13 protein-coding genes are annotated in these 20580 nt (G+C 70.1%); 4 read left to right on the top strand and 9 right to left on the bottom strand.

Going from position 1 to position 20580, the window contains the following annotated elements; all coding sequences use genetic code 11:
* Positions 1-15: 15 nt before the first annotated feature.
* The 4 genes from WAE60_RS11935 to WAE60_RS11920 form a co-directional block, all read right to left on the bottom strand.
* The gene (locus tag WAE60_RS11935) at positions 16-1191 is read right to left on the bottom strand and encodes an acetyl-CoA C-acyltransferase (RefSeq protein WP_337686654.1); all 1176 of its coding nucleotides are present in this window, start codon (positions 1189-1191) and stop codon (positions 16-18) included.
* Positions 1188-2081 carry an SDR family NAD(P)-dependent oxidoreductase gene (locus WAE60_RS11930; protein WP_337686652.1) on the bottom strand — a complete coding sequence of 298 codons (894 nt, stop codon included), beginning with the start codon at positions 2079-2081 and terminating at the stop codon, positions 1188-1190. The genes WAE60_RS11935 and WAE60_RS11930 overlap by 4 nt, the downstream gene beginning before the upstream one ends.
* 106 nt (positions 2082-2187) lie before the next feature.
* Entirely contained in the window at positions 2188-3759 is a 1572-nt protein-coding gene (locus WAE60_RS11925; RefSeq protein WP_029908117.1) for an AMP-binding protein, read from the bottom strand.
* Positions 3760-3799: 40 nt separating this feature from the next.
* Positions 3800-5461: a carboxylesterase family protein gene (locus tag WAE60_RS11920; protein WP_337686649.1), complete on the bottom strand. Its 1662-nt coding sequence runs from the start codon at positions 5459-5461 to the stop codon at positions 3800-3802.
* Positions 5462-5744: 283 nt separating this feature from the next.
* On the opposite strand from WAE60_RS11920, the gene WAE60_RS11915 reads away from it, so the two are divergent.
* Positions 5745-7076 (top strand): MFS transporter, encoded by a 1332-nt coding sequence (locus WAE60_RS11915; protein ID WP_337686648.1) that lies wholly within the window; start codon positions 5745-5747, stop codon positions 7074-7076.
* Between the two features lie 13 nt (positions 7077-7089).
* Here the strand turns inward: WAE60_RS11915 and WAE60_RS11910 are convergent, their stop codons facing one another.
* A complete protein-coding gene (locus WAE60_RS11910; protein ID WP_337686646.1) occupies positions 7090-7767 on the bottom strand; it encodes a TetR/AcrR family transcriptional regulator in 678 nt (225 codons plus the stop codon).
* Positions 7768-7968: 201 nt separating this feature from the next.
* Between WAE60_RS11910 and WAE60_RS11905 the strand changes: the two genes are divergently transcribed.
* Both WAE60_RS11905 and WAE60_RS11900 read left to right on the top strand, forming a co-directional pair.
* A complete protein-coding gene (locus tag WAE60_RS11905) occupies positions 7969-11016 on the top strand; it encodes a TonB-dependent receptor (protein WP_337686644.1) in 3048 nt (1015 codons plus the stop codon).
* An 87-nt stretch (positions 11017-11103) separates the two neighbouring features.
* Positions 11104-12438: a family 1 glycosylhydrolase gene (locus WAE60_RS11900; protein WP_337686643.1), complete on the top strand. Its 1335-nt coding sequence runs from the start codon at positions 11104-11106 to the stop codon at positions 12436-12438.
* Between the two features lie 183 nt (positions 12439-12621).
* Here WAE60_RS11900 and WAE60_RS11895 read toward each other — a convergent pair whose 3' ends face one another.
* The 4 genes from WAE60_RS11895 to WAE60_RS11880 all read right to left on the bottom strand — a co-directional run bounded on the left by WAE60_RS11895 (position 12622) and on the right by WAE60_RS11880 (position 18324).
* Positions 12622-14367 (bottom strand): acyl-CoA dehydrogenase, encoded by a 1746-nt coding sequence (locus WAE60_RS11895; RefSeq protein WP_337686640.1) that lies wholly within the window; start codon positions 14365-14367, stop codon positions 12622-12624.
* A gap of 10 nt (positions 14368-14377) precedes the next feature.
* Positions 14378-15172: an SDR family oxidoreductase gene (locus tag WAE60_RS11890; protein WP_337686639.1), complete on the bottom strand. Its 795-nt coding sequence runs from the start codon at positions 15170-15172 to the stop codon at positions 14378-14380.
* A gap of 28 nt (positions 15173-15200) precedes the next feature.
* Positions 15201-15917, bottom strand: coding sequence for a TetR/AcrR family transcriptional regulator (locus WAE60_RS11885; RefSeq protein ID WP_035018157.1), 717 nt, complete (start codon positions 15915-15917; stop codon positions 15201-15203).
* 145 nt (positions 15918-16062) lie between these two features.
* The gene (locus WAE60_RS11880; protein WP_337686637.1) at positions 16063-18324 is read right to left on the bottom strand and encodes a TonB-dependent receptor; all 2262 of its coding nucleotides are present in this window, start codon (positions 18322-18324) and stop codon (positions 16063-16065) included.
* 270 nt (positions 18325-18594) lie between these two features.
* Here WAE60_RS11880 and WAE60_RS11875 point away from each other — a divergent pair, with 270 nt between their 5' ends.
* Entirely contained in the window at positions 18595-20532 is a 1938-nt protein-coding gene (locus WAE60_RS11875; RefSeq protein WP_337686635.1) for an ATP-binding protein, read from the top strand.
* Positions 20533-20580 lie beyond the last annotated feature (48 nt).

The raw sequence follows: 20580 nt of genomic DNA, 5'->3' as shown, positions 1-20580 counted from the left end.
AAGCGCCCCCTCAGATCACAGAACCTCGAACAGTCCGGCGGCCCCCATGCCGCCGCCCACGCACATGGTGACGACGACGTGGCGCGCGCCCCGGCGCTTGCCCTCCAGCAGGGCGTGGCCGACCATCCGGGCGCCCGACATGCCGTAGGGGTGGCCCATGGCGACGGCGCCGCCGTCGACGTTCAGCCGCTCGTCCGGGATGCCCAGGCGGTCGCGGCAGTACAGCACCTGGCAGGCGAACGCCTCGTTCAGCTCCCACAGGCCGATGTCGTCGATCTTGAGGTCGAAACGCTCCAGCAGCCGCGGGATGGCGAAGACCGGACCGATGCCCATCTCGTCCGGCTTGGTGCCCGCCACGGCCATGCCGACATAGCGGCCCAGCGGCTGGAGGCCGCGCTTGGCGGCGAGGCCCGCCTCCATGACCACGCAGGCCGAGGCGCCGTCCGACAGCTGGCTGGCGTTGCCGGCCGTGACCACGCCGTTCTCGCGCACGGCCTTGAGGGCGGAGAGGCCCTCTAGCGTGGTCTCGGGCCGCACGCCCTCGTCGCGGTCCAGGGTCACCTCGCGATGCGAGACGGCCTGGGTGGCCTTGTCGACGACCTTCATGGTCGCCGTCATCGGCACGATCTCGGCGTCGAGACGACCGGACGCCTGGGCGGCCGCGGCGCGCTGCTGCGAGGCCAGCGAATAGAGGTCGCAGGCTTCGCGGCTGATCCCGTAGCGGGCGGCGACCGTCTCGGCGGTGTCCAGCATCGGCATGTAGGCGTCCGGATGCAGGGCCACGAGGCCGGGATCCTGGTCCACCCGCATCTGCGGCGTCTGGACCAGCGAGATCGACTCCACGCCGCCGGCCACGATCACGTCCATGCGGTCGACGATGACCTGCTTGGCGGCGGTGGCGATGGTCATCAGGCCCGACGAGCACTGGCGGTCCATCGTCATGCCGGAAACGGTGACCGGGAAGCCCGCCCGCAGCGCCGCCATGCGGCCGATGGTGGCCTGGTAGCCCTGCGGCAGCGAGCAGCCCAGGATGCAGTCCTCGATCTCGTCCGGCGCGACGCCGGCCCGCTGGACGGCGTTGGTCAGGGCGTGGGCGGCCAGGACGGTCGACGGGGTGTCGTTGAACGCCCCGCGATAGGCGCGGCCGATCGGCGTGCGCGCCGTGGAGACGATGACGGCGTCGCGCGTCACGAGCGCACCCCCACGGCCTTGGCCATGAGGCCGGCGCTGGCGACTTCGCGCTCGGCCTGGGTGAAGCCGTAGGCCGGGACGATCTCGCCGGCGCGGTCGCTGATGGCGTCCCACTGACGGATCACCTGCTCGCCCGCGTCGGCGCCGCCGCCGATGTAGCGGCCGTCGGTCAGGGTGACGTTGGCCGTCGCGAAGTGGCCGGCGCCGGCGCACAGGATGGCGCGGGTCGGGGCGTCGTCATGGACCAGGGCCAGCAGGCCCGGGCTGACCAGGGCGGGGTTCAGGCGCTCCAGGCTCTCTTCCGACAGCACGCCCTCGGTCATGCCTGTGGCGGCCGTGGGGGCCAGGCAGTTGACCCGCACGCCGTACTTCTCGCCCTCGATGGCCAGGGTCTGCATCAGGCCGACCAGCGCCATCTTGGCGGCGCCGTAGTTGGCCTGGCCGAAGTTGCCGTAGAGGCCCGACGACGAGGTCGTCATCACGATGCGGCCGTAGCCCTGCTCGCGCATCGTCTCCCACACGGCCTTGGCGCAGACCGCCGCGCCCATCAGGTGGACGTCGACCACCAGGCGGAAGTCGGCCAGGTCCATCTTGGCGAAGCTCTTGTCGCGCAGGATGCCGGCGTTGCTGATCAGGATGTCGATCCGGCCCCATACGGCCTTGGCCCGCGCGACCATGGCGCCGACGGCGGCCTCGTCGGTCACCGAGGCGGCGACCCCGATCGCCTCGCCCCCGGCGGCGACGATCTCGGCGGCCACGCGGTCGGCGGCCTCCTGGGTCAGGTCGTTGACCGCCACCTTGGCGCCCTGGCTGGCCAGGTACAGCGCATGGGCGCGGCCCAAGCCGCCGCCCGCACCGGTTACGATCGCGACGCGTCCTTGCAGCAACATCGAATTGTCTCCCCGACTTGGCGAACTCCCGTTCGCATTCGTTTATTCTGATGTTAGTGAGTATATTATGCTGCAGCGCAGCTTCGCAAGTGCGAAGGCCGCATCCTCACCCGCCGCCATACTCGGATCGCAGCCGGATCTTGTCGATCTTGCCGGTGGCGGCCAGCGGCATGCGCGGCAGGCGGTAGACCGCGTCCGGCACCCACCACGGGGCCACGCGGCCGCGCAGCGAGGCCAGCAGGACCTCGTCGCTGACCTCGCCCTGGGTCTCGACCAGCAGGATCGGACGCTCGCCCCACTTGGGGTCGGACCGGCCGATGACGGCGGCCAGCGACACCTCGGGCAGGGCCCCGACCACCGCCTCGATCTCGGCGGGATTGATCCATTCGCCGCCGGACTTGATCAGGTCCTTGGCCCGGCCGGTGATCATCAGGTTGCCCTGGGCGTCGATGCGCGCCAGGTCGCCGGTGGGGAACCAGCCGTCGGCGTCGGTCGCCGGCGCATCGTGGCCGAAATAGCGCTGGATCACGGCCGCCCCGCGCACCCGCAGGTGACCCTCGACGTCGCGCTGCTGGGGCAGGGCCACGCCGTCCGCGTCGGTCAGCAGCAGGTCCATGCCGATGGCCGGACGCCCCGAGACCGCGGCCTCGGAAAGCGTGCTCAGCGGCGCCACCGTGCCCGACGGCGACAGCTCGGTCATGCCCCAGCTGGTCTGCACCCGCACGCCCAGGCGCTGCTCCAGGCGTTCCATCAGGGCCGGGGCCATCGGCGCCCCGCCGACGATGATGCGCTGGAGCGACGGCAGTTCGCCGCCGACCGCTTCCAGGTGCTCGACCAGGCCCAGCCAGACGGTCGGCACGCCGACGCCGATGGTCACGCCCTCGGCGGCGATCAGCCGGGCCAGGCTGGCGCCGTCGGCCTGGCGTCCGGGCAGGACCAGCCGGGCGCCGACGGCGGGGGCGGCGAACGGCAGGCCCCAGGCGTTGGCGTGGAACATCGGCACCACCGCCAGGACGGTGTCCGCGCCCGAGATCGCCATAACATCGGCCTGCAGGGCCCGCAGGGTATGCAGGAAGCTGGACCGGTGGGTGTAGGTCACGCCCTTGGGGGCGCCGGTGGTGCCGGAGGTGAAGCACAGGCCGCACGGCGCGGTCTCGTCGAACTGGCCCCAGGCCACCTCGCCCGTCGCCGCCTCCAGCAGCGGCTCCATGAGCACGCCCCGGCCCTGGGCCGCCGTCCCGTGCACGGCGTCGATCAGCAGCAGGTGCTCGATCCCGGGCACGCGCTCCAGGATCTGGCCGGCCAGCGGCGCCAGATCGGCCGAGGCGATCAGGACGCGGGCCTGGGACTGGACGACCATCGCGGCCAGGTGCTCGGCGGTCAGGCGCGGGTTCAGGGTGTGGCAGACCGCCCCCATGCCCATGATGCCGTACCAGGCCTCGACATGGGCCTGGCTGTTCCAGGCCAGGGTGGCCACGCGGTCGCCGGTCCGCACGCCCAGGTCGGCCAGCAGGACCGAGGCCTTGCGGCTGCGGACGAGCAGGTCGGCATAGCCGATCCGGTCGATCGCCCCGCCGTCCCTAGCGGTCACCACCTGGGCGTCGGGACACCACTTGGCGGCGTGCTCCAGGAACTTGTCCAGCGTCAACGCGAACGCCTGCATATCACCGTCGATCATCGGTACTCTATTCATCGAAGCTGGTTGTCGGCCCGGAGGGTCAGCGGCATTGGGGCGTCGCGGCGGGAAGCGGCGGCGCCAGGATGCCGACGTTCCAGTTCCACGGCGTGTCGCCCTGGGCCCGTCGGCGGCACATGACGGTTTCGTTCAGTTCGTACATGCCCGGCCGCAGGTGGACGCCCGGCTGGGGCGTCTCGGCGAAGGCCATGTAGGCGCGGTCCTTGCCGTACGGCTTCCAGGCGGGCTCGCCGGCCGCCTTGGGAACGCCGTCGCGGGCGAACGAGGCCCAGTACTGCGTCATGGCCGCCGACAGCTTGGCCTCGGCGGGCGTGTTCGGGTTCTTCGGCCAGGCCGGCGGCGTCGTGCTGGCCGTGCCGAAGACGTAGGGGATCTCGCTGGCGTGGAAGCCGTGCAGGCCCGCCGCGTCGGCCGCCGGATAGCCGTGGTCGAACAGGTAGAAGTAGCCGGGCTGGCCGATCGCCGTCTGCTTGGCCGCCAGCCGCTCGGCCGTCCAGCCGTAGAGGGCGTCGCGCGGGACCAGCAGCATGGTCTCGGCCAGGTCGGCGGACGGATAGAGCCGCAGGAACTCGTCGGCCTGGTCGCCGTAGCGCTTGCGGATCGTCTTCTCGTAGGTCGCCGCGTCGGCGGGCGGCGGCGGGGCCAGGAAGCGCAGCGAGCGGATCTCGCCGCTGTTGAACCCGGCCAGGACCGGCACGTGGGCCTGCTCGCCGCGGTCGAAGGCGTCGACCAGCTGGCTGGGCAGCACCTTGCCGTCGACGGCGCCGAAGGTCTGGAAGCCGGCCGCCAGGGAGGCGGTCGTCAGGGTCTCGGCGTCCATGGCCCGCAGGTCGGCCAGGCTCTTGGCGCCCAGCTTCCCGGCCGTGGCCGCGCCCATGGCTTCGGCCGGGACGTGGCCGTACTTCGGTTCGCGCAACGGCGGCGTCGAGACCATGTAGGCGCTCTGGGCGATGGCCTTCTGGAACAGCCCCCGGGCCGGCGGCGAGGCCATCAAGTACATGACGCTGAGGCCGCCCGCCGACTCCCCGGCGATGGTGACGTTCGAGGCGTCGCCGCCGAACGCGGCGATATTGGCCTTCACCCACTTCAGGGCGGCGATCTGGTCCAGCAGGCCGTAGTTGCCCGAGACGTGGTCGGGCGACTCCGCGCTGAGCTCGGGGTGGGCCATGTAGCCCAGGACGCCGAGGCGGTAGTTGATCGAGACGACGATCAGGCCCTGCTTGGCCAGGGCCGTCCCGTCGTACATGCTCTCGCTGCTGGCCCCGCCGATCAGCGAGCCGCCGTGGATCCAGACCAGCACCGGGGCCTTCTTGGCGTTATCGGGAGCCCAGACGTTCAGCGACAGGCAGTCCTCGCTCATCGCCTTGAGGGTCGAGCTGTAGATGCCGCCGGGACGAGGCTTGGGCTGGTAGCAGACCGGACCGAAGTCCAGGGCGTCGCGTTCGCCGCTCCAGGCCGGGGCGGCGACCGGCGGCTTCCAGCGCAGCGCGCCGACGGGAGCGGCGGCGTAGGGCACGCCCTTGAACACCCGCAGGCCGTCCTGCTCGACGCCGCGCAGCGCCCCGGCCGGCGCCTGGACGACGGGCGCGGCCGCCAGGGCGGGCGCCGCGAAGGTCGAAAGGGGAGCCGAAAGCGCGAGGACCGAAAGCACGGGGACCAGAGCGCGGCGGACGCGCGAACCCATGGACCTTTTCCCAGCCTGCATGATGTTTCCTCCCCGTTTCAGGCGTCGATCCTTGGCGCCGACGCTGCGACCCAGCGTGCCCGACGAGTCCGCCCGCTGTCAATGTTCACTCTCATGCGTGTGAACTTGATCTTCGATCCCTTTTGAGCGCATGCTCGGGGAAAGCCAAGCTCGAAAAACGGCGGCTGGGAGGAAACCTTTTGAAGATCACCCGTGCAACGCGTGGCGGCCCCGTCCGCGCGCCCCAGGTCCAGGTGGGCCGACGACGCCCGGCGGCCGGCCGATGAGCGTTTCGCCCTCCCCCCGCCAGATCGACGAGCCCGCGCGCCCGACCGCCGTCGGCGGCCGCGCCTGGGTCGTCCTGGCCGTGCTGTGGTTCGTCTATGTGCTGAACTTCCTGGACCGGCAGCTGATGTCGATCCTGGCCAAGCCGATCCAGGACAGCCTGCACGTCACCGACGGCCAGCTGGGCCTGATCGGCGGCCTCTATTTCGCGATGTTCTACTGCTTCATCGCCATCCCGGTGGGCTGGCTGGCCGACCGCACCAACCGCGTGGCGGTGCTGTCCCTGGCCTGCGGCATCTGGAGCGCGGCGACGGCGGCCTGCGGGCTCTCGGCCAACTACGCGCAGTTCGCCGTGTCGCGGATGACGGTCGGCTTCGGCGAGGCCGGCGGCGTGCCGCCCTCCTACGCCATCATCTCCGACTACTTCCCGCCGGGCCGGCGCGGCACGGCGCTGGGCATCTACAACCTGGGCCCGCCGATCGGGGCGGCGCTGGGCATCGCCTTCGGCGCGGCGATCGCCGCGGCCTTCGACTGGCGCCACGCCTTCATCGTGCTGGGCGTGATCGGCGTCGTGACGGCGGCCATCCTGCCGTTCGTCGTCAAGGAGCCGCCGCGCGGCGGTCTGGACGGCGCGGCCGGCGCGGCTCCCGTGAAGGCCGGCTTCTGGTCGACGCTGAAGATGTTCTTCTCGCGCCCGACCCTGGTGCTGGCCGCCCTGGGCAGCGGGGCGACCCAGTTCGTCACCTACGGCCTGGGCAACTTCACCACCCTGTTCCTGATGCGCGAGAAGGGCATGGCCCTGCACGACGTGGCGCTGTGGTACGCCCTGGTGGTGGGGATCGGCATGAGCGCCGGGATCTTCGTCTCGGGCCGGGTGATCGACCGCTTCACCCAGAAGTCCAAGGTGGCCTACGCCATGGCGCCGGTCATCTCGCTGACCCTGGCCATCCCCTTCTATATCGGCTTCGTCTGGGCCCCGACCTGGCCCCTGGCCCTGGCCTTCCTGTGCGGCCCGACCTTCCTGAACTACTTCTACCTGTCGTCGGCCGTGACCCTGGTGCAGCAGGAGGTGCGGCCCGAGCAGCGGGTGATGTCCGGCGCCCTGCTGCTGCTGGTGATGAACTTCATCGGCCTGGGCCTGGGCCCGACCTATGTGGGCGCGGCCAGCGACTTCTTCCGCGCCAGCCATCCGCACAACTCGCTGCAGATAGCGCTCTACACCCTGGTGCCGTTCTACGTGCTGGCGGTGGCGCTCTTCCTGTGGCTGGCCCGCATCTTCGCCCGAAACGAACGCGAAGAACGGGCCGGCGGGGCCGTGGGGGCGGCCTGACGGTGCGCGGGCTTCACGCCTTCAGGGCGATGAAGCCCGCCGCCATGAACCGGGCGATGCGCTTCTTGACCGCCGGAAAGTCATCCGAGTGGCAGCGCCCGCTGGACAGCCGGTCGATCCGCCCCGTCCGCGCCAGGGTGTTCATCAGCGCGCCGCTGACGAAATGATAGCCCCAGAAGATCTCCTCCTCGTCGTAAGCCGGCAGGGCCCGCTTGAGGATGCCGACCAGCTTCAGCACGACCGGATCGAAGTGCTCGTCCATCAGGGCCGCGCCCTCGGGGGTGTTGCTGACCCGGGCGCAGAAGGCGGCGTAGTTCATCCAGTGCTCGCCGCCCTCGTAATAGAGGTCCAGGTCGGTATCGAGGAAGGCGTGCAGCGCGCCCTCGACCGTAGGCTGGTCGCCCGCCGCCCGCTCGTACTCCTCCAGGGCCACCATCCGCCGCCCGGACGTCACCCCGGCCCGGCGCGCGAACACCGCCTCGAACAGGTTCACCTTGTCCTTGAAGTAGTAGTTCAGCAGCGTCGTGTGGATGCCCACCCGCTGGGCCACGTCGCGCAGGGTCACGCCGTAGAGGCCGTTGCGCGAGAACAGGTACTCGGCCGCGTCCAGGATCTGCTCCAGGCTCTGGGCGCGTTGCTCGGCCTTGGTGCGCCGCCCCGCCTTGATCTCCTCAGCCGTCGCTCCCGCCAACCCGTCCTCCTGGTCCCAGCCCCCGCCTAGTCGGGGCCGGACGCGCTCGTGTCAATGTTCCCATAACGGCAACGCCTCACCGTCGATCTACGACCATTTCTTCAAATGATCCCCGATTGACACCGCTGCAACAAATATAGCAACGTTCACTCTTGTGAGAATGAGCGTCTGAGAGACTCATTCCCGAGGGGAGAACGCCACATGAAAATCGGGCTTACGAGCGTGTCCGGCCTCGCGCTGTTGATCGGGATTTCCGGTCTGGCGTCGCCGGCCTGGTCCCAGGACGCGCCGCCTTCGTCGGAGAAGGCCACTCAGGTCGAGGAAATCGTCGTCACCGGCTCCAACATCCGGGGCTCGGCGCTGGACGCCGCCCTCCCCGTCGAGGTCTATTCGCAGCAGGCGCTGGAGAAGCAGGGCTCGCCGTCGGCCCTGGAGTTCGCCAAGAGCCTGACCATCTCGGGCCCGACCACCGGCGAGTCCTACTATTTCGGCGGCCCCGCCCTGGTGGGCTCGGTGAACTACAACCTGCGCGGCCTGGGCGCGGACAAGACGCTGATCCTGCTGAATGGCCGGCGGATGAACCAGAACACCGCCAACATGCCGTCGATCGCCCTGGCGCGCACCGAGATTCTCAAGGACGGCGCCGCCGTGATCTACGGCGCCGACGCCACCGGCGGCGTCGTCAACTTCATCACCCGCGACCGCTTCGTCGGCCTCGAGGCGCAAGGCCAGTACAAGTACATCGACGGCTCCAAGGGCGACTATTCGGTCGGCGTGATGGGCGGCATCGGCGAGGACAAGGTCAACCTGCTGGTCTCGGCCGAGTATGAGCACCGCTCGCGCCTGAACACCATGGAGCGCGAGTTCACCAAGGCCTCGCTGAAGCCGGGGCTCGGCTACAATCCCGCGCCGTGGTCCACCCTGACCAACCTGACCGGCTGGATTCCGCGCGGCGCCCTGCCGGCCGTTCCCAGCGCCACCGACACCGGCGAATGGGGCCCGGCCGTGGGCGGCATCGTCTCGGACTTCACCGCCGCCAGCTGCGCGGCCGTCGGCGGCCGCTACGACAACAACTTCACCTGCGCCTACAATTACATCCCCTACTACCGGCTGGTGGAGAACCAGGACACCTATCGGCTCTACGCCCAGCTGAAGGCCGACATCTCGGACTCGATGAAGTTCCACATGGACGCGTCGTACGGCCGGGTGACCCTGCCCCAGGTGATGGGATCGCCGGCCCAGCCGGTGTCGCGCGGGCCGGCCCTGGCGACCGGCGCCGTCAACCAGTTCTACGTGCCGATCAGCAACCCGTTCGCGGCCGAATTCGCCGCCCGGAACGGCATCGTCGGCGCCCAGGGCTTCACGCCGGTGACCTATCGCCTCTTCGGCCACGGCGGCAATCCGTACTATTCGGGCGGCGACGGCTTCGGCGTGGCCGACCGCATCGACAACAAGGTCTGGCGCATCTCGGGCGGGATCAACGGCGACCTGGGCGACCTGGCCCCGTTCGCCAAGAAGGTCGGCTACGACTTCGCCCTGACCTATAACGACGCCTACAACTACAACACCCACGCCGACACCATCGGCTTCCGCCTGCAGGAAGCCCTGAACGGCTTCGGCGGCCCCAACTGCCACGCCACCGACCTGGACCCGGCCCGCTTCGGCACCCAGAACGCGGCCGCCGCCGGCAAGAACGGCTGCCTGTACTGGAACCCCTTCTCCAGCTCGTTCAAGGGCCAGCCGGTCCTGGGACTCTCCAACCCCAACTACGTCGCCGGCGACGAGAACCCCAAGGACCTGGCCCTGTGGATGTTCGATCCGCGCGCCGTCGAGACCCTCAGCCACAACTTCACGGCCGACCTGGTGTTCAACGGCCAGTCGGGCCTGAAGCTGCCCGGCGGCGAGATCGGCTGGGCCCTCGGCGCCCAGTACCGGTCGCTGGCCAACCGCGTGAACGTGCCCAGCGCCTTCAACAACGGCTCGGTCCAGTGCGAGTGGCCGACCAACACCACCAGCGCCAACGGCGCGGGCTCGGGCAATCTCAGCCCCACGCCGACGCCGACCACCGACCCGAACTTCCGCGGCTGCACGCCCGACGCGCCGGGCCCGTTCGTCCTGTTCGCCCCGACCCTGCCGTCGCAGGCCGAGCAGAGCCAGTACTCGCTGTTCGGCGAGCTGCAGGTGCCGCTGTTCTCGAACGTCGACATCCAGCTGGCCGCGCGCAAGGAGAAGTTCTCCAACGACCTGGGCGCGACAGTCTACAAGGTGTCGGGCAAGTGGAACGTCTGGGGGCCCCTGACCCTGCGCGGTTCGTACGGCACCAACTACCAGACCCCGCCGCTGGGCGTGACGCCGGGCGCCATCACGGTGGCCGCGCGGACCTACACGGTCGCCGCCAGCAACTGGCTGGCCGCCCAGTTCATCACCGACGCCGACCTCAAGCCCGAGACCGCCAAGACCTCGAACCTCGGCGCGATCTGGCAGAGCCGCGGCTTCGCCGACGACCACAAGTTCCGCCTGATCGTCGACTATTTCGACATCAAGACGAAGGACCAGATCGGCCAGGTCGCCGACCCGAACCAGATCGCCAGCCTGGTGTTCAACGGCGCGGGCGGCACGATCACCACCTGCGATCCGGCCAAGCAACCGCTGCTGGCCCGCATCACCTTCAACGCCGGTTGCGTGGTCGGGATGAGCGGCGTCGGGACCTTCTCGGCGGTGTCCACCCGCTACGGCAACGGGCCGGGCCAGACCACCAAGGGCTTCGACATCCAGGCCAACTACGGCCTGCCGGTCGGCCCGGGCGATCTGGACGTCAACCTGACCGCCACCCGGGTGACCGAGCTGCGGACCGGGGCCACCACCCTGGACGGCGTGACGATCTCGACCGGCGACGACCGGCTGGGCACGCTGAACTTCGCCACCTTCGCCCAGGCGGCGCCGAAGTGGCGCGCCAACCTCGGCGTCAACTACGGCCTGGGCCGCCAGAACTTCCGCCTGGGCGTCAACTTCGTCTCGGCCGTCAAGGACGAGCGGGCCGGCGTGCAGTACGGCGAGGACGGCGAGAACTGGATCACCACCGACTTCACCTACCGCGTGGAGCTGGCCGGCGACATGGCCCTGACCCTGACGGCGGCCAACATCTTCGACCGCGATCCCCCGCCCGCCCAGGAAGAGTTCGGCTACGACCCGTGGACCGGCAACCCGCTGGGCCGGACCTTCGAGATCGGCGTCAAGAAGAGCTTCTAAGTTCCTTCCTCCCTCGGGGCGGGCGTCACGGCGCCCGCCCCTTTTTCTTTTTCAGCGTACGATCCGAACAAACAGGGGGAGACGACCATGAGCACCCACAAGCCCTCCGGCGTCGGACGCCGGGACATCCTGGCCGGCGCGGCCCTGGCCCTCGCCCCGACCCTGGCGCCGGCCGCCGCCGACGCGGCCGCCAAGACCAAGCGCCCGGCGCCTCCAGGCTTCCTGTGGGGCACGGCGATCTCGGCCTATCAAAGCGAGGGCGGCAACACCAACAGCGACGCCTGGCTGATGGAGAACATCCAGCCCAGCATGTTCAAGGAACGCTCGGGCGACGCCTGCGACAGCTATCACCGCTACGCCGAGGACTTCGCCATCGCCGGCGGCCTGGGCCTGAACTGCTACCGCATGGGCGTGGAGTGGGCGCGGATCGAGCCCAGCGAGGGCCATTTCTCCGAGGCCGAGCTGGACCACTACGCCCGCATGCTGGAGGCCTGCCGCGCGCGCGGCCTCAAGCCCATGGTGACCCTGAACCATTTCACCACGCCCCTGTGGTTCGCCAAGCGCGGCGGCTTCGAGGTCGCCGACGCGCCCGAGCTCTTCGCCCGCTATTGCCGGAAGGTGGTCGAGCGGCTGGGCCCGCTGATGGACAAGGTCACCACCTTCAACGAGGCCAATATCCGGCTGCTGGTCGACCTGATGCCGGGCATCCAGTCGGCGATCCCGTTCGTCAAGGCGGCCATCGCCGCGGCGGCCAAGGCCACGGACTCGCCGCGCTTCTCGCGCCTGGCCTATGCCGATCCCCAGGTGGTGACGCCGATCATGATCGAGGCCCACAAGCGCGCCTACGACGCCATCAAGCAGGCGCGGCCGTCGCTGCCGGTCGGGGTGACCCTGACCACCCAGGACATCCAGTCGGCCACCGATCCCGCCCTGGTCGAGGTCTATCAGCGCCGGCTGTACGGCGACTGGGTCGAGGCAGCGCGCACCCACGCCGACTTCTTCGGGGTGCAGACCTACACCCGCTTCGTCGTCGACGAGAACGGCGTGCGGCCGCCGCCCAAGGACGCCGAGCTGACCCTGTCGGGCTACGAGTTCTATCCGCAGGCCCTGGCCAACACGATCCGCTGGGCCCACCGGACGATCGGCAAGCCGGTCTATGTGACCGAGAACGGCATCGCCACCAACGACGACGCCCGCCGGATCGCCTTCATCGACCAGGCCCTGGACGGCGTGCGCCAATGCCTGGACGAGGGCATCCCCGTGCACGGCTATCTCTACTGGTCGCTGCTGGACAATTTCGAATGGACGTCCGGCTACGGCGTGCCGTTCGGCCTGGTGGCCGTGGACCGCAAGACCTTCCAGCGCACACCCCGGCCCAGCGCCGTACACCTGGGCCGGATCGCGCGGGCGAACCTGATCTGAGGGGGCGGTTCATCTGAAGGGGAGCGCTCCCCTTCCTGTTGTCATCCCGGAAAGCGCGCAGCGCTTGTCCGGGACCCAGGTGAACCGCAAAGCGCTGGCCCAGTCCCCTGGGTCCCGGACAGCCCCTGCGGGGCTTCCGGGATGACAACGGTTTTGGGTGGGCAAGGCGCCCCTGAGCGTCTCTTAGAAAATCCGCTCCGGCGCCCCGGACGCCACGTCGCTTCGGGCCGCCACCAGGGCCAGCCAGGCATCGACCTTGGGCAGCTCGCACTCGAAGAAGAAGCGGCACGCCCACGCCTTGCCGTCGGCCAGATCGCGGTCGGTCAGGCCGGCGGCGGCGACCGCCTGGTCCAGCCACTGCCAGGCCACCACCACGTGGCCGAACGCCCAGAGGAAGGCCGTGGCGTTGTCCAGGGCGGACCGGCGGTCCTCGCCCTGCAGCACCTCGCCCCGTAACACTTCAATCGTGGCCACCACCGACCGCCAGGCCTCCGACAGGGCGCGCGCGTGGACCGCCAGGGCGGGAACCCCTTCGGCGGCCTTGGCCGTCCTGGAGATCCTCGCCGCCAGCACGGGCAGGCCCGCCCCGTCCGACAGGATCTTGCGCCCCACCAGGTCCATGCCCTGGACGCCCGTCGTGCCCTCGTGGATCGGGTTCAGCCGGTTGTCGCGCCACAGCTGCTCGACGTCGAAGTCGCGCGTGTAGCCGTAGCCGCCGTGGACCTGGATCGCGATGTCGTTGGCCGCCAGGCCGTATTCCGAGGGCCAGGTCTTGGCGACCGGGGTCAGCAGGCCCAGCAGGGCGGCGTCGGCCTCCGAGCCCTCGGCCGTGTCGACCAGGCGGGCGCAGTAGAGGCACAGGGCCAGGGCGCCCTCCACATAGGCCTTCTGCTGCAGCAGCATCCGGCGCACGTCGGGGTGCTCGATGATGGCGACGGGCGGACCCGAGCGCCGGCCGGCCGGACGCCCCTGCAGCCGCTCGCGGGCGTAGTCGACCGCCAGGCGGTGGCTGCGATAGCCCAGGGCCGCCGCCCCCACCCCGACGCCGATCCGGGCCTCGTTCATCATCTGGAACATCTGGCGCAGGCCCTCGCCCGGCGCGCCGACGATCCAGCCCACGGCCCCGTCCCGCTCGCCGAAGTTCAGCAGGCAGTTGGCCGTGCCGCGATAGCCCATCTTGTGGTTCAGCCCGGCCACGGCGACGTCGTTGCGGGTCCCGTCCGGCAGGACCTTGGGTACGATGAACAGCGAGATGCCCGCCGTCCCCTCGGGCAGGGTCCCGTCCGCGTTCGGGACCTTGGCCAGCACCAGGTGGACGATGTTGCCGCTGACGTCCTGGTCGCCGCCCGAGATCCACATCTTGTTGCCGGCCAGGCGGTAGCGCTCGCCCAGGGCGTCCTGGCCGTCGGGCGTCGCCTTGGTGCGCACGTCGGCCAGGCTGGACCCCGCCTGCGGCTCGGACAGGCACATGGTGCCGAACCACCGCCCCTCGATCTGCGGACGGGCGAAGGCCTCGACTTGGGCCGGCGAGCCGAAGGTGGCGATCAGCCGGGCGTTGGCGACCGTCAGCATCGGATAGGCGGCGGTCGAGACGTTGGCGGCGGCGAAGAAGGCGAACGAGGCGGCGCAGACCAGATAGGGCAGGCCGAGGCCGCCCTGCGCCTCCGGGAAGCCCGCCGAGAACAGGCCCAGCTCCGCGTACTGGGCCAGGGCCTCGCCGATCGCCGGACAGATGCGGACCTGGCCGTCCACCAGCGCCGGTTCCTCGACGTCGTTGCGCTTGAAGTGCGGCAGGAAGGCGTCGGTCGCCAGGGTCTGGGACAGGTCCAGAACCGCGTCGACCGTCTCGCGGTCGACCAGGGTCCCGGCCTTGAGCCAAGTGTGGAGCAGGAAATCGACGTCGCGACGATCGAGCAGCGGAGTGGTCATGCGGAAGGCCTCAGATGATCGTCGCGCCGCCGTCGATCACGAGCGTCTGGCCCGTGATGTGGCCGCCGGCGTCGGATGCGAGCAACAGCGCCGCGCCCATCAGGTCGGCGGGCCCGCCCAGCTTGCCCAGCGGCGTCCAGCGCAGCATCTCGTCACCATGCGCCTCGACCGTGGCCGCCGTCATCTTCGACGGGAAATAGCCGGGCGCCAGGGCGTTGACGCGGATGTTGCGCGGGCCCCATTCGGCGGCCAGGGCCCGGGTCATGTTGATCACCGCGCCCTTGGCGGTGTTGTAGGCGATGGTGCCCGGCCGGTCGGGATGGTGGCCCTGCAGGCCCTCGATCGAGGCGACATTGACCACCGCCCCCTTGCCCTGCGGGATGAAGGCCGTCTTGGCCACCGCCTGGGTCAGCTGGAACAGGCCGGTCACGTTCAGGTCGATGACCTTGGCCCAGCCCTCCGCCGGATAGTCCTCGGCCGGCGCGCCCCAGACCGTGCCGGCGTTGTTGACCAGGATGTCGATCCGGCCGAAGCGCTCGAACACCTGCCGGACCAGGGCCGGGGCCGCGTCGGGCGCGCCCAGGTCGGCGGCGAAGCCTGCCGCCGCGAAGCCCTGCGCATGGAGTTCGGCCACCGCGGCGTCCAGCTCGGCCTGCTTGCGCGCGACCAGCACGACCATGGCCCCGAATTCGCCCAGGGCGGTGGCGATCTGCAGCCCCAGGCCGCGCGAGCCGCCGGTGACGATCGCCACCCGGCCGCGCAGGTCGAACAGGCCGGCCAGGACGCCGGCGCCACGCTCACTCATCGCTTGCTTCCTTGTCTTCCGGACGCGCTCACGCGTCGACCGGCGCGCCCCGGCAGATCGCCTCGAAGCCCGCCGCCATGAACCGGGCCATGTGCCGGCGGATCGAGATGAAGTCGTCGGACGAGCACAGGCCGTGCGACAGCTCGTCCAGGCGTCCGGTGCGGGCCATGTTGTGGGTCATGGCGCCCGACACGAAGTGGTAGCCCCAGAAGATCGTCGCCTCGTCGCAGTCGGGCATGGCCTTCTTGAGCAGGTCGATCAGGGCCAGGACCACCGGGTTGAAGTACTTGGTCATCTTCTCGGCGCCCCAGCCGGCGGCGCTGTTGGCCTGGGCGCTGATCTTGCCGAAGGCGATCCACTGCTCGGTGTCGTGGATCTGGACGTTCAGGTCGGTGTCGATCCAGGCGTGCAGCGCGCCCTCCACCGTCACCTTGTCGCCCACCTCGTCGGCGTAGCGGCGCATGGCTTCCAGGCGGTTGCGGGCCGAGATCGGCGCGCGCCGCGCCCACACCGCCTCGTACAGGCTTTCCTTGCCGTTGAAGTGGTAGTGGATCAGCGTCGAGCTGACCCCCACCCGCGCGGCCACGTCCTTGAGGGTGACGCCGTGATAGCCGAACTCGGCGAACAGCTGCTCGGCGGCGTCCAGGATGCGCTCGATCGACTCCTCGCGCACGCGGGCCTTGTGCTTGCGGGCGCGGGCCGGTGCGGGCGCGGTCTGGGGTTCGACGTGATCGGTGCTGGTCATCGCTCTTCGGGTATCGGCTTTGCGGCGGGCGCGTCAACGTGCCCCGGCCGTACGGACTCCGCCATGCCCGAGAAGACGTCTCCCGCCGCCGGGAGGGCGACGGGAGACAGGCAAGGGAGGGTCGCCCTGGTGGTCAAGTTCCCGCTCAGAAGTCGTAGCCGACCCGCAGCCCGAAGGTGCGCGGACGGACGATCGAGTAGCGGCTGTAGACGAAGGCTTCGGGGTGGATGTAGGTCACCGCGCGGCTGTTGCCGATGTTCTCGGCGTAGAGCATCGCGTTGACCTTGCCGTACCGGATCCCGGTCTGGAGGTTGGCGTAGGTGTAGCTGTCGGTGTGGTCGTACAGCGGGCTGACGACCCCGGCCTTGCCCGGCGTGTTGGGGAAGCCGTTCGGGAACGAGCCGACGTGCTGGATCTGGACGCTGGTGAAGCCGGTGGCCGTCCCGCCCAGGCTGTAGCTGTAGGTGCCGTAGAGCGTCCCCTGCAGGCGCGGCGAGGCCAGGCGCGCGCCGTCCACGGCCCCCGAGATGGTGGCCTCCTGCTGGGTCAGCTCGGTGACGTTGGCCTTGTTGATCGACCCGTTCACGCCGAGCACCCAGCCCTCGGCCGGCGAGAAGGCGGTCTCGGCCTCGATGCCCCGGCTGGCGGCGCGGCCGACATTGGTCGCGAACTGCACCGAGTCCGACTGGCGGTTGGCCTGCACCTGGATGTTCTTCCAGTCGATGTAGTAGGCGGCCAGGTTGGCGGTCAGGCGACCGTCCAGCCAGCGGCCCTTAGCCCCGATCTCGTAGTTGACCAGGTTGTCGGACCCCGCGCCGGCCGGGATAACCAGGTCGGTCGGATCGACCGTGCTGACGCTGCCGGCCCGCGAATTGTAGACCGGCGTGCGGTAGCCCGTGGACACCGTGGCGTAGGTCGTCAGATCGTGCGACGGCTTGTAGGTCAGGCTGGCCTTCCACGACGCCTTCTTCGCCGACGGGTACTTGGCGTAGGACGCCGGGGTCGGCACGACCGCCAGCGGTCCGGAGATGCCGAACAGGGCGTAGGTGAAGTAGGCCGTGTTGAAGCCCGGATAGACGTCGACCTCGCCGCCGTACTTTCCGTAGCGCAGGCCGCCGGTGGCCTGCAGCTTGTCGGTCAGGTGGTAGGTCAGCTCGCCGAAGCCGGCCAGTTCGTAGGTGCGCGTGTCGCTGCCGAACTTGGCGAAGGTCGTACCCGGCAGGCCCGTGATGTGGTGGCTGGCCAGGTAGGCCGCGCTGGAGCGGTCCTCGCCGACCAGGTCGGTGTCGCGATGCAGGTAGAAGCCGCCCGCCACCCAGTCGAACTTGCCGCCGGTGTCGGAGGCCAGCCGGGTCTCCTGGACGAAGGCCTTCGAGGTGTAGCTGTCGTAGAGATAGAACGGGATGGCCAGATTGAAGGTGCCGGCCAGGTCGACGTTGAACAGGCCCTTGCCGATCGAATAGGTCGACGAACTGGTCAGACGGGCGCCGTCGAACTGGTATTCCAGGGTGCCGTTATAGACCTGGGTCTTGGTCGTGTACTGGTCGGGGATCGTGCTGTAGCGCTTGCGGTCGCCCAGCGACGGCGTGGTCATCGCCGCGTCCTTTGGATCGCTGTCCTCGTAGGAGGCCAGCAGCTTGACGCTCAGCCGGTCGTTCGGCTTCCACAGCAGCACCGCGCGGCCGCCGACGTCCTTCAGGGCGTTGGCGTTCTTCACGCCGGTGCCGAGGTTGTCGATGTAGCCGTCCTCGTCACGGTAGAAGCCGACCATGCGCAGGGCCAGCTGGTCCTTGACCAGCGGCAGGTTGACCATGGCGTTGTAGCGCTGGCGGACGCCGTCGCCGTCCGGCGTGTAGCCGAGGTCGGCCTGGACCGAGGCCGCGTAGCCCGTCGTGTCCGGGCTCTTGGTCAGGACGCGCAGCGCGCCCGACAGCGAACCCGAGCCGAACAGCGTGCCCTGCGGGCCGCGCAGGAACTCGACGCGCTCGACGTCGTACATGGCCGGGTCCAGCGTCACGGTGTTGCCGATCGTGGTGAGCGGCAGCTCGTCCAGATAGACGGTGGTGGTGGTCTGCAGGCCCGCGCCCCAGCCGTTGGTGGAGATGCCGCGGACGGTGAAGCGGGCGTTGTTGTTGCTGGCCTGGTTGAGGACCACGCCGGGCGTTTCGCGCGCGATGCCCTCGAAGCCGACCACGCCCTTCTGGGTCAGTTCGGCCTGCGAGAAGGCGGTGATGCTGAGCGGCACGTCCTGCAGACGTTCCTTCCGACGAGTCGCGGTGACCACGACCTCCTCGACGGTGCTGACGGCGGCGGTCTCGCGCGGCGCCGCGGTGGTGGTCTGCGCGATCGCGGGCGTGGCGGCCGCCATCAAGGCGATCAGCGACGCCGTATAGGCAAAACGACTCATTGATATCCCTCCCCTGTCGCCGCCGCGCCCTTGGTGACGCTGTTCGACGAACGACGTGACCATCGCATCGCAGCTTCGCCGGAGTCAATACTGACTAACGAGTAAGTCAATATTATAGGTCGCGCGCCGCCCTCCGCGCGTCGGGCGAAGCCCGCCCGGCCGCGGATTCCCGGCGCTTAAGAGTCTTTTCAGCCAAGCATGGCCTTATGGCGCTCCTGGCCGCCCCTCGGGGAAATCGCGACCGGAGTTCATCCAAAGGGACCGCGAGACGTGCACGGCGAAACCCCCAGCGATCAGAGCGGCTACGGCGCCCTCGACGTGCTGGACGCCAGCCAGGACTGCGCCTGGATCCTGCGCCTGGACGGTTCGATCGAGCACGCCAACCGTCGCGCCCAGGCCATGTTCCCCGCCGACCCCGGCCCCTCCTCCGCCGCCTGGCGGACGATCTGGCCCGAGGAGAGCCGCTTCTCGCTGGACCGGTCGTTCAACGTCGCGGCGGCCGGACAGGTCGCCCGCTTCCGCGCCTTCCTGGGCGAGGCCCAGCACGCCCGGACCTATTGCGACACCACCATCTCGCCGATCCTCGGTCCGGAGGGCCAGGTGGTCCGCCTGCTGGCGACGGCCCGCGACGTCACCCAGACCGTCGAGACCCAGGGCTTCCTGCGCACGGTCATCCAGCTGCTGCCCTCGCCCCTGACGGTCAAGAACGTCGAGGACGGCCGCTACGTCCTGATCAACCGCGCGGCCGAGGACGCCCTGGGCGTGGTCGCCGACGAGGCGGTGGGCAAGCGGGGGTCCGAGGTCCTGCCGCCCGCGATCGCGACCCACGCCGCCGAGATCGAGGCCAAGGTCCTGGCGTCCGGCGAGATGCAGCTGTCCGAGGAGGTCTTCGGCGAGACCGCCGACGGCGCCCCGCGCTACTTCACCACCAAGACCCTGGCCACCTACGACGACGTCGGGGCGCGCCACCTGATCACCCTGGCCGAGGACGTCACCGCCCGCCGGTCGGCCGCCGCCTCGCTGCGCGCCGCCCTGGACCAGGCCGAGCAGGCCAGCCAGGCCAAGACCGCCTTCCTGGCCAATATGAGCCACGAGATCCGCACCCCGCTGAACGGCATCGTCGCCGGGGCCGACCTGCTGGCCAAGGGCGCGCTGGACCCGCGGGCCCGCGAGCTGGTCGACATCATCCTCAAGTCCGGGCGCGGGCTGGAGCGCCTGCTGTCCGACATCCTCGACCTGGTGCGCATCGAGGCGGGCCAGGTGACGGTCGAGAACGGCCCCTTCCACCTGGGCGACCTGGCGCGCTCGGTCGGCGCGCTCTGCGCCCTGCGGGCCGAGGAGAAGGGCGTGGTCCTGGCGGTCGAGGTCGCCGCCGAGGCCGACCTGACGGTGGTCGGCGACAGCAACCGCCTGCGCCAGGTGCTGACCAACCTGCTCAGCAACGCCGTGAAGTTCACCGACGCGGGCCGGGTCACCCTGGTCGCGGACGTCGACGCCCCCCTCGGTTCAGGCGGCCGCGCGCGGTTCTCGGTGTCCGACACCGGGATCGGTTTCGACGCCGCCCAGAAGGCGCGCATCTTCGACCGCTTCCAGCAGGCCGACACCTCGTTCACCCGCCGGTTCGGCGGCGCCGGGCTGGGCCTGGCGATCTCGCGCGAGCTGGTCGAGCTGATGGGCGGCGCCCTGGAGTGCGACAGCGCGCCGGGCCAGGGCTCGACCTTCTGGTTCACCCTGCCGCTGGCCGCCCATCACGAGCCGGTCGTCGAGGCGACCGCCGAGGCCGACCTCGAACCGCTGGACATGCCCCGCATCCTGGTGGCCGACGACCATCCGACCAACCGCAAGATCGTCGAGCTGATCCTGGCCGAGGTGGCTGAGATCTACACCGCCGAGAACGGCGCCGAGGCCGTCGAGGTCTGCGCCACCGTGACGCCGGACCTGATCCTGATGGACATGCAGATGCCGGTCATGGACGGGCTGGACGCGGTCCGGGCGATCCGGGCGCGCGAGGCGGCGACCGGCGCGGCCCGCACCCCGATCATCATGCTGACCGCCAACGCCCGCCCCGAGCACATGGCCGCCAGCCGCGCGGCGGGCGCCGACCTGCACCTGGAAAAGCCGATCACCAGCGCCATGCTGTTCGCCGCCATCGGCCAGGCCTTCGAGGCGGTCCAGGCCGCGCTGGAACCGGTCGCGGAAACCGCCTGATCCTCGCCGCCGGGCCGGAAAAAGCGGCCCGATCTTTACCCGACCTTC

This window comes from Caulobacter sp. CCG-8 (genome assembly GCF_037402475.1).
GTDB lineage: Bacteria > Pseudomonadota > Alphaproteobacteria > Caulobacterales > Caulobacteraceae > Caulobacter.
The sequence above is the reverse complement of the archived record's forward strand: the minus strand, read 5'-3'. Positions and strand labels throughout refer to the sequence as shown.

Excerpts from the sequence above, each read along its gene's own strand:
- WAE60_RS11925 (WP_029908117.1), bottom strand. The coding sequence starts at position 3,759 with ATGATCGACGGTGATATGCAGGCGTTCGCGTTGACGCTGGACAAGTTC.
- WAE60_RS11920 (WP_337686649.1), bottom strand. The coding sequence starts at position 5,461 with ATGGGTTCGCGCGTCCGCCGCGCTCTGGTCCCCGTGCTTTCGGTCCTC.
- WAE60_RS11915 (WP_337686648.1), top strand. The coding sequence starts at position 5,745 with ATGAGCGTTTCGCCCTCCCCCCGCCAGATCGACGAGCCCGCGCGCCCG.
- WAE60_RS11895 (WP_337686640.1), bottom strand. The coding sequence starts at position 14,367 with ATGACCACTCCGCTGCTCGATCGTCGCGACGTCGATTTCCTGCTCCAC.
- WAE60_RS11930 (WP_337686652.1), bottom strand. The coding sequence starts at position 2,081 with ATGTTGCTGCAAGGACGCGTCGCGATCGTAACCGGTGCGGGCGGCGGC.
- WAE60_RS11885 (WP_035018157.1), bottom strand. The coding sequence starts at position 15,917 with ATGACCAGCACCGATCACGTCGAACCCCAGACCGCGCCCGCACCGGCC.
- WAE60_RS11880 (WP_337686637.1), bottom strand. The coding sequence starts at position 18,324 with ATGAGTCGTTTTGCCTATACGGCGTCGCTGATCGCCTTGATGGCGGCC.
- WAE60_RS11905 (WP_337686644.1), top strand. The coding sequence starts at position 7,969 with ATGAAAATCGGGCTTACGAGCGTGTCCGGCCTCGCGCTGTTGATCGGG.
- WAE60_RS11900 (WP_337686643.1), top strand. The coding sequence starts at position 11,104 with ATGAGCACCCACAAGCCCTCCGGCGTCGGACGCCGGGACATCCTGGCC.
- WAE60_RS11890 (WP_337686639.1), bottom strand. The coding sequence starts at position 15,172 with ATGAGTGAGCGTGGCGCCGGCGTCCTGGCCGGCCTGTTCGACCTGCGC.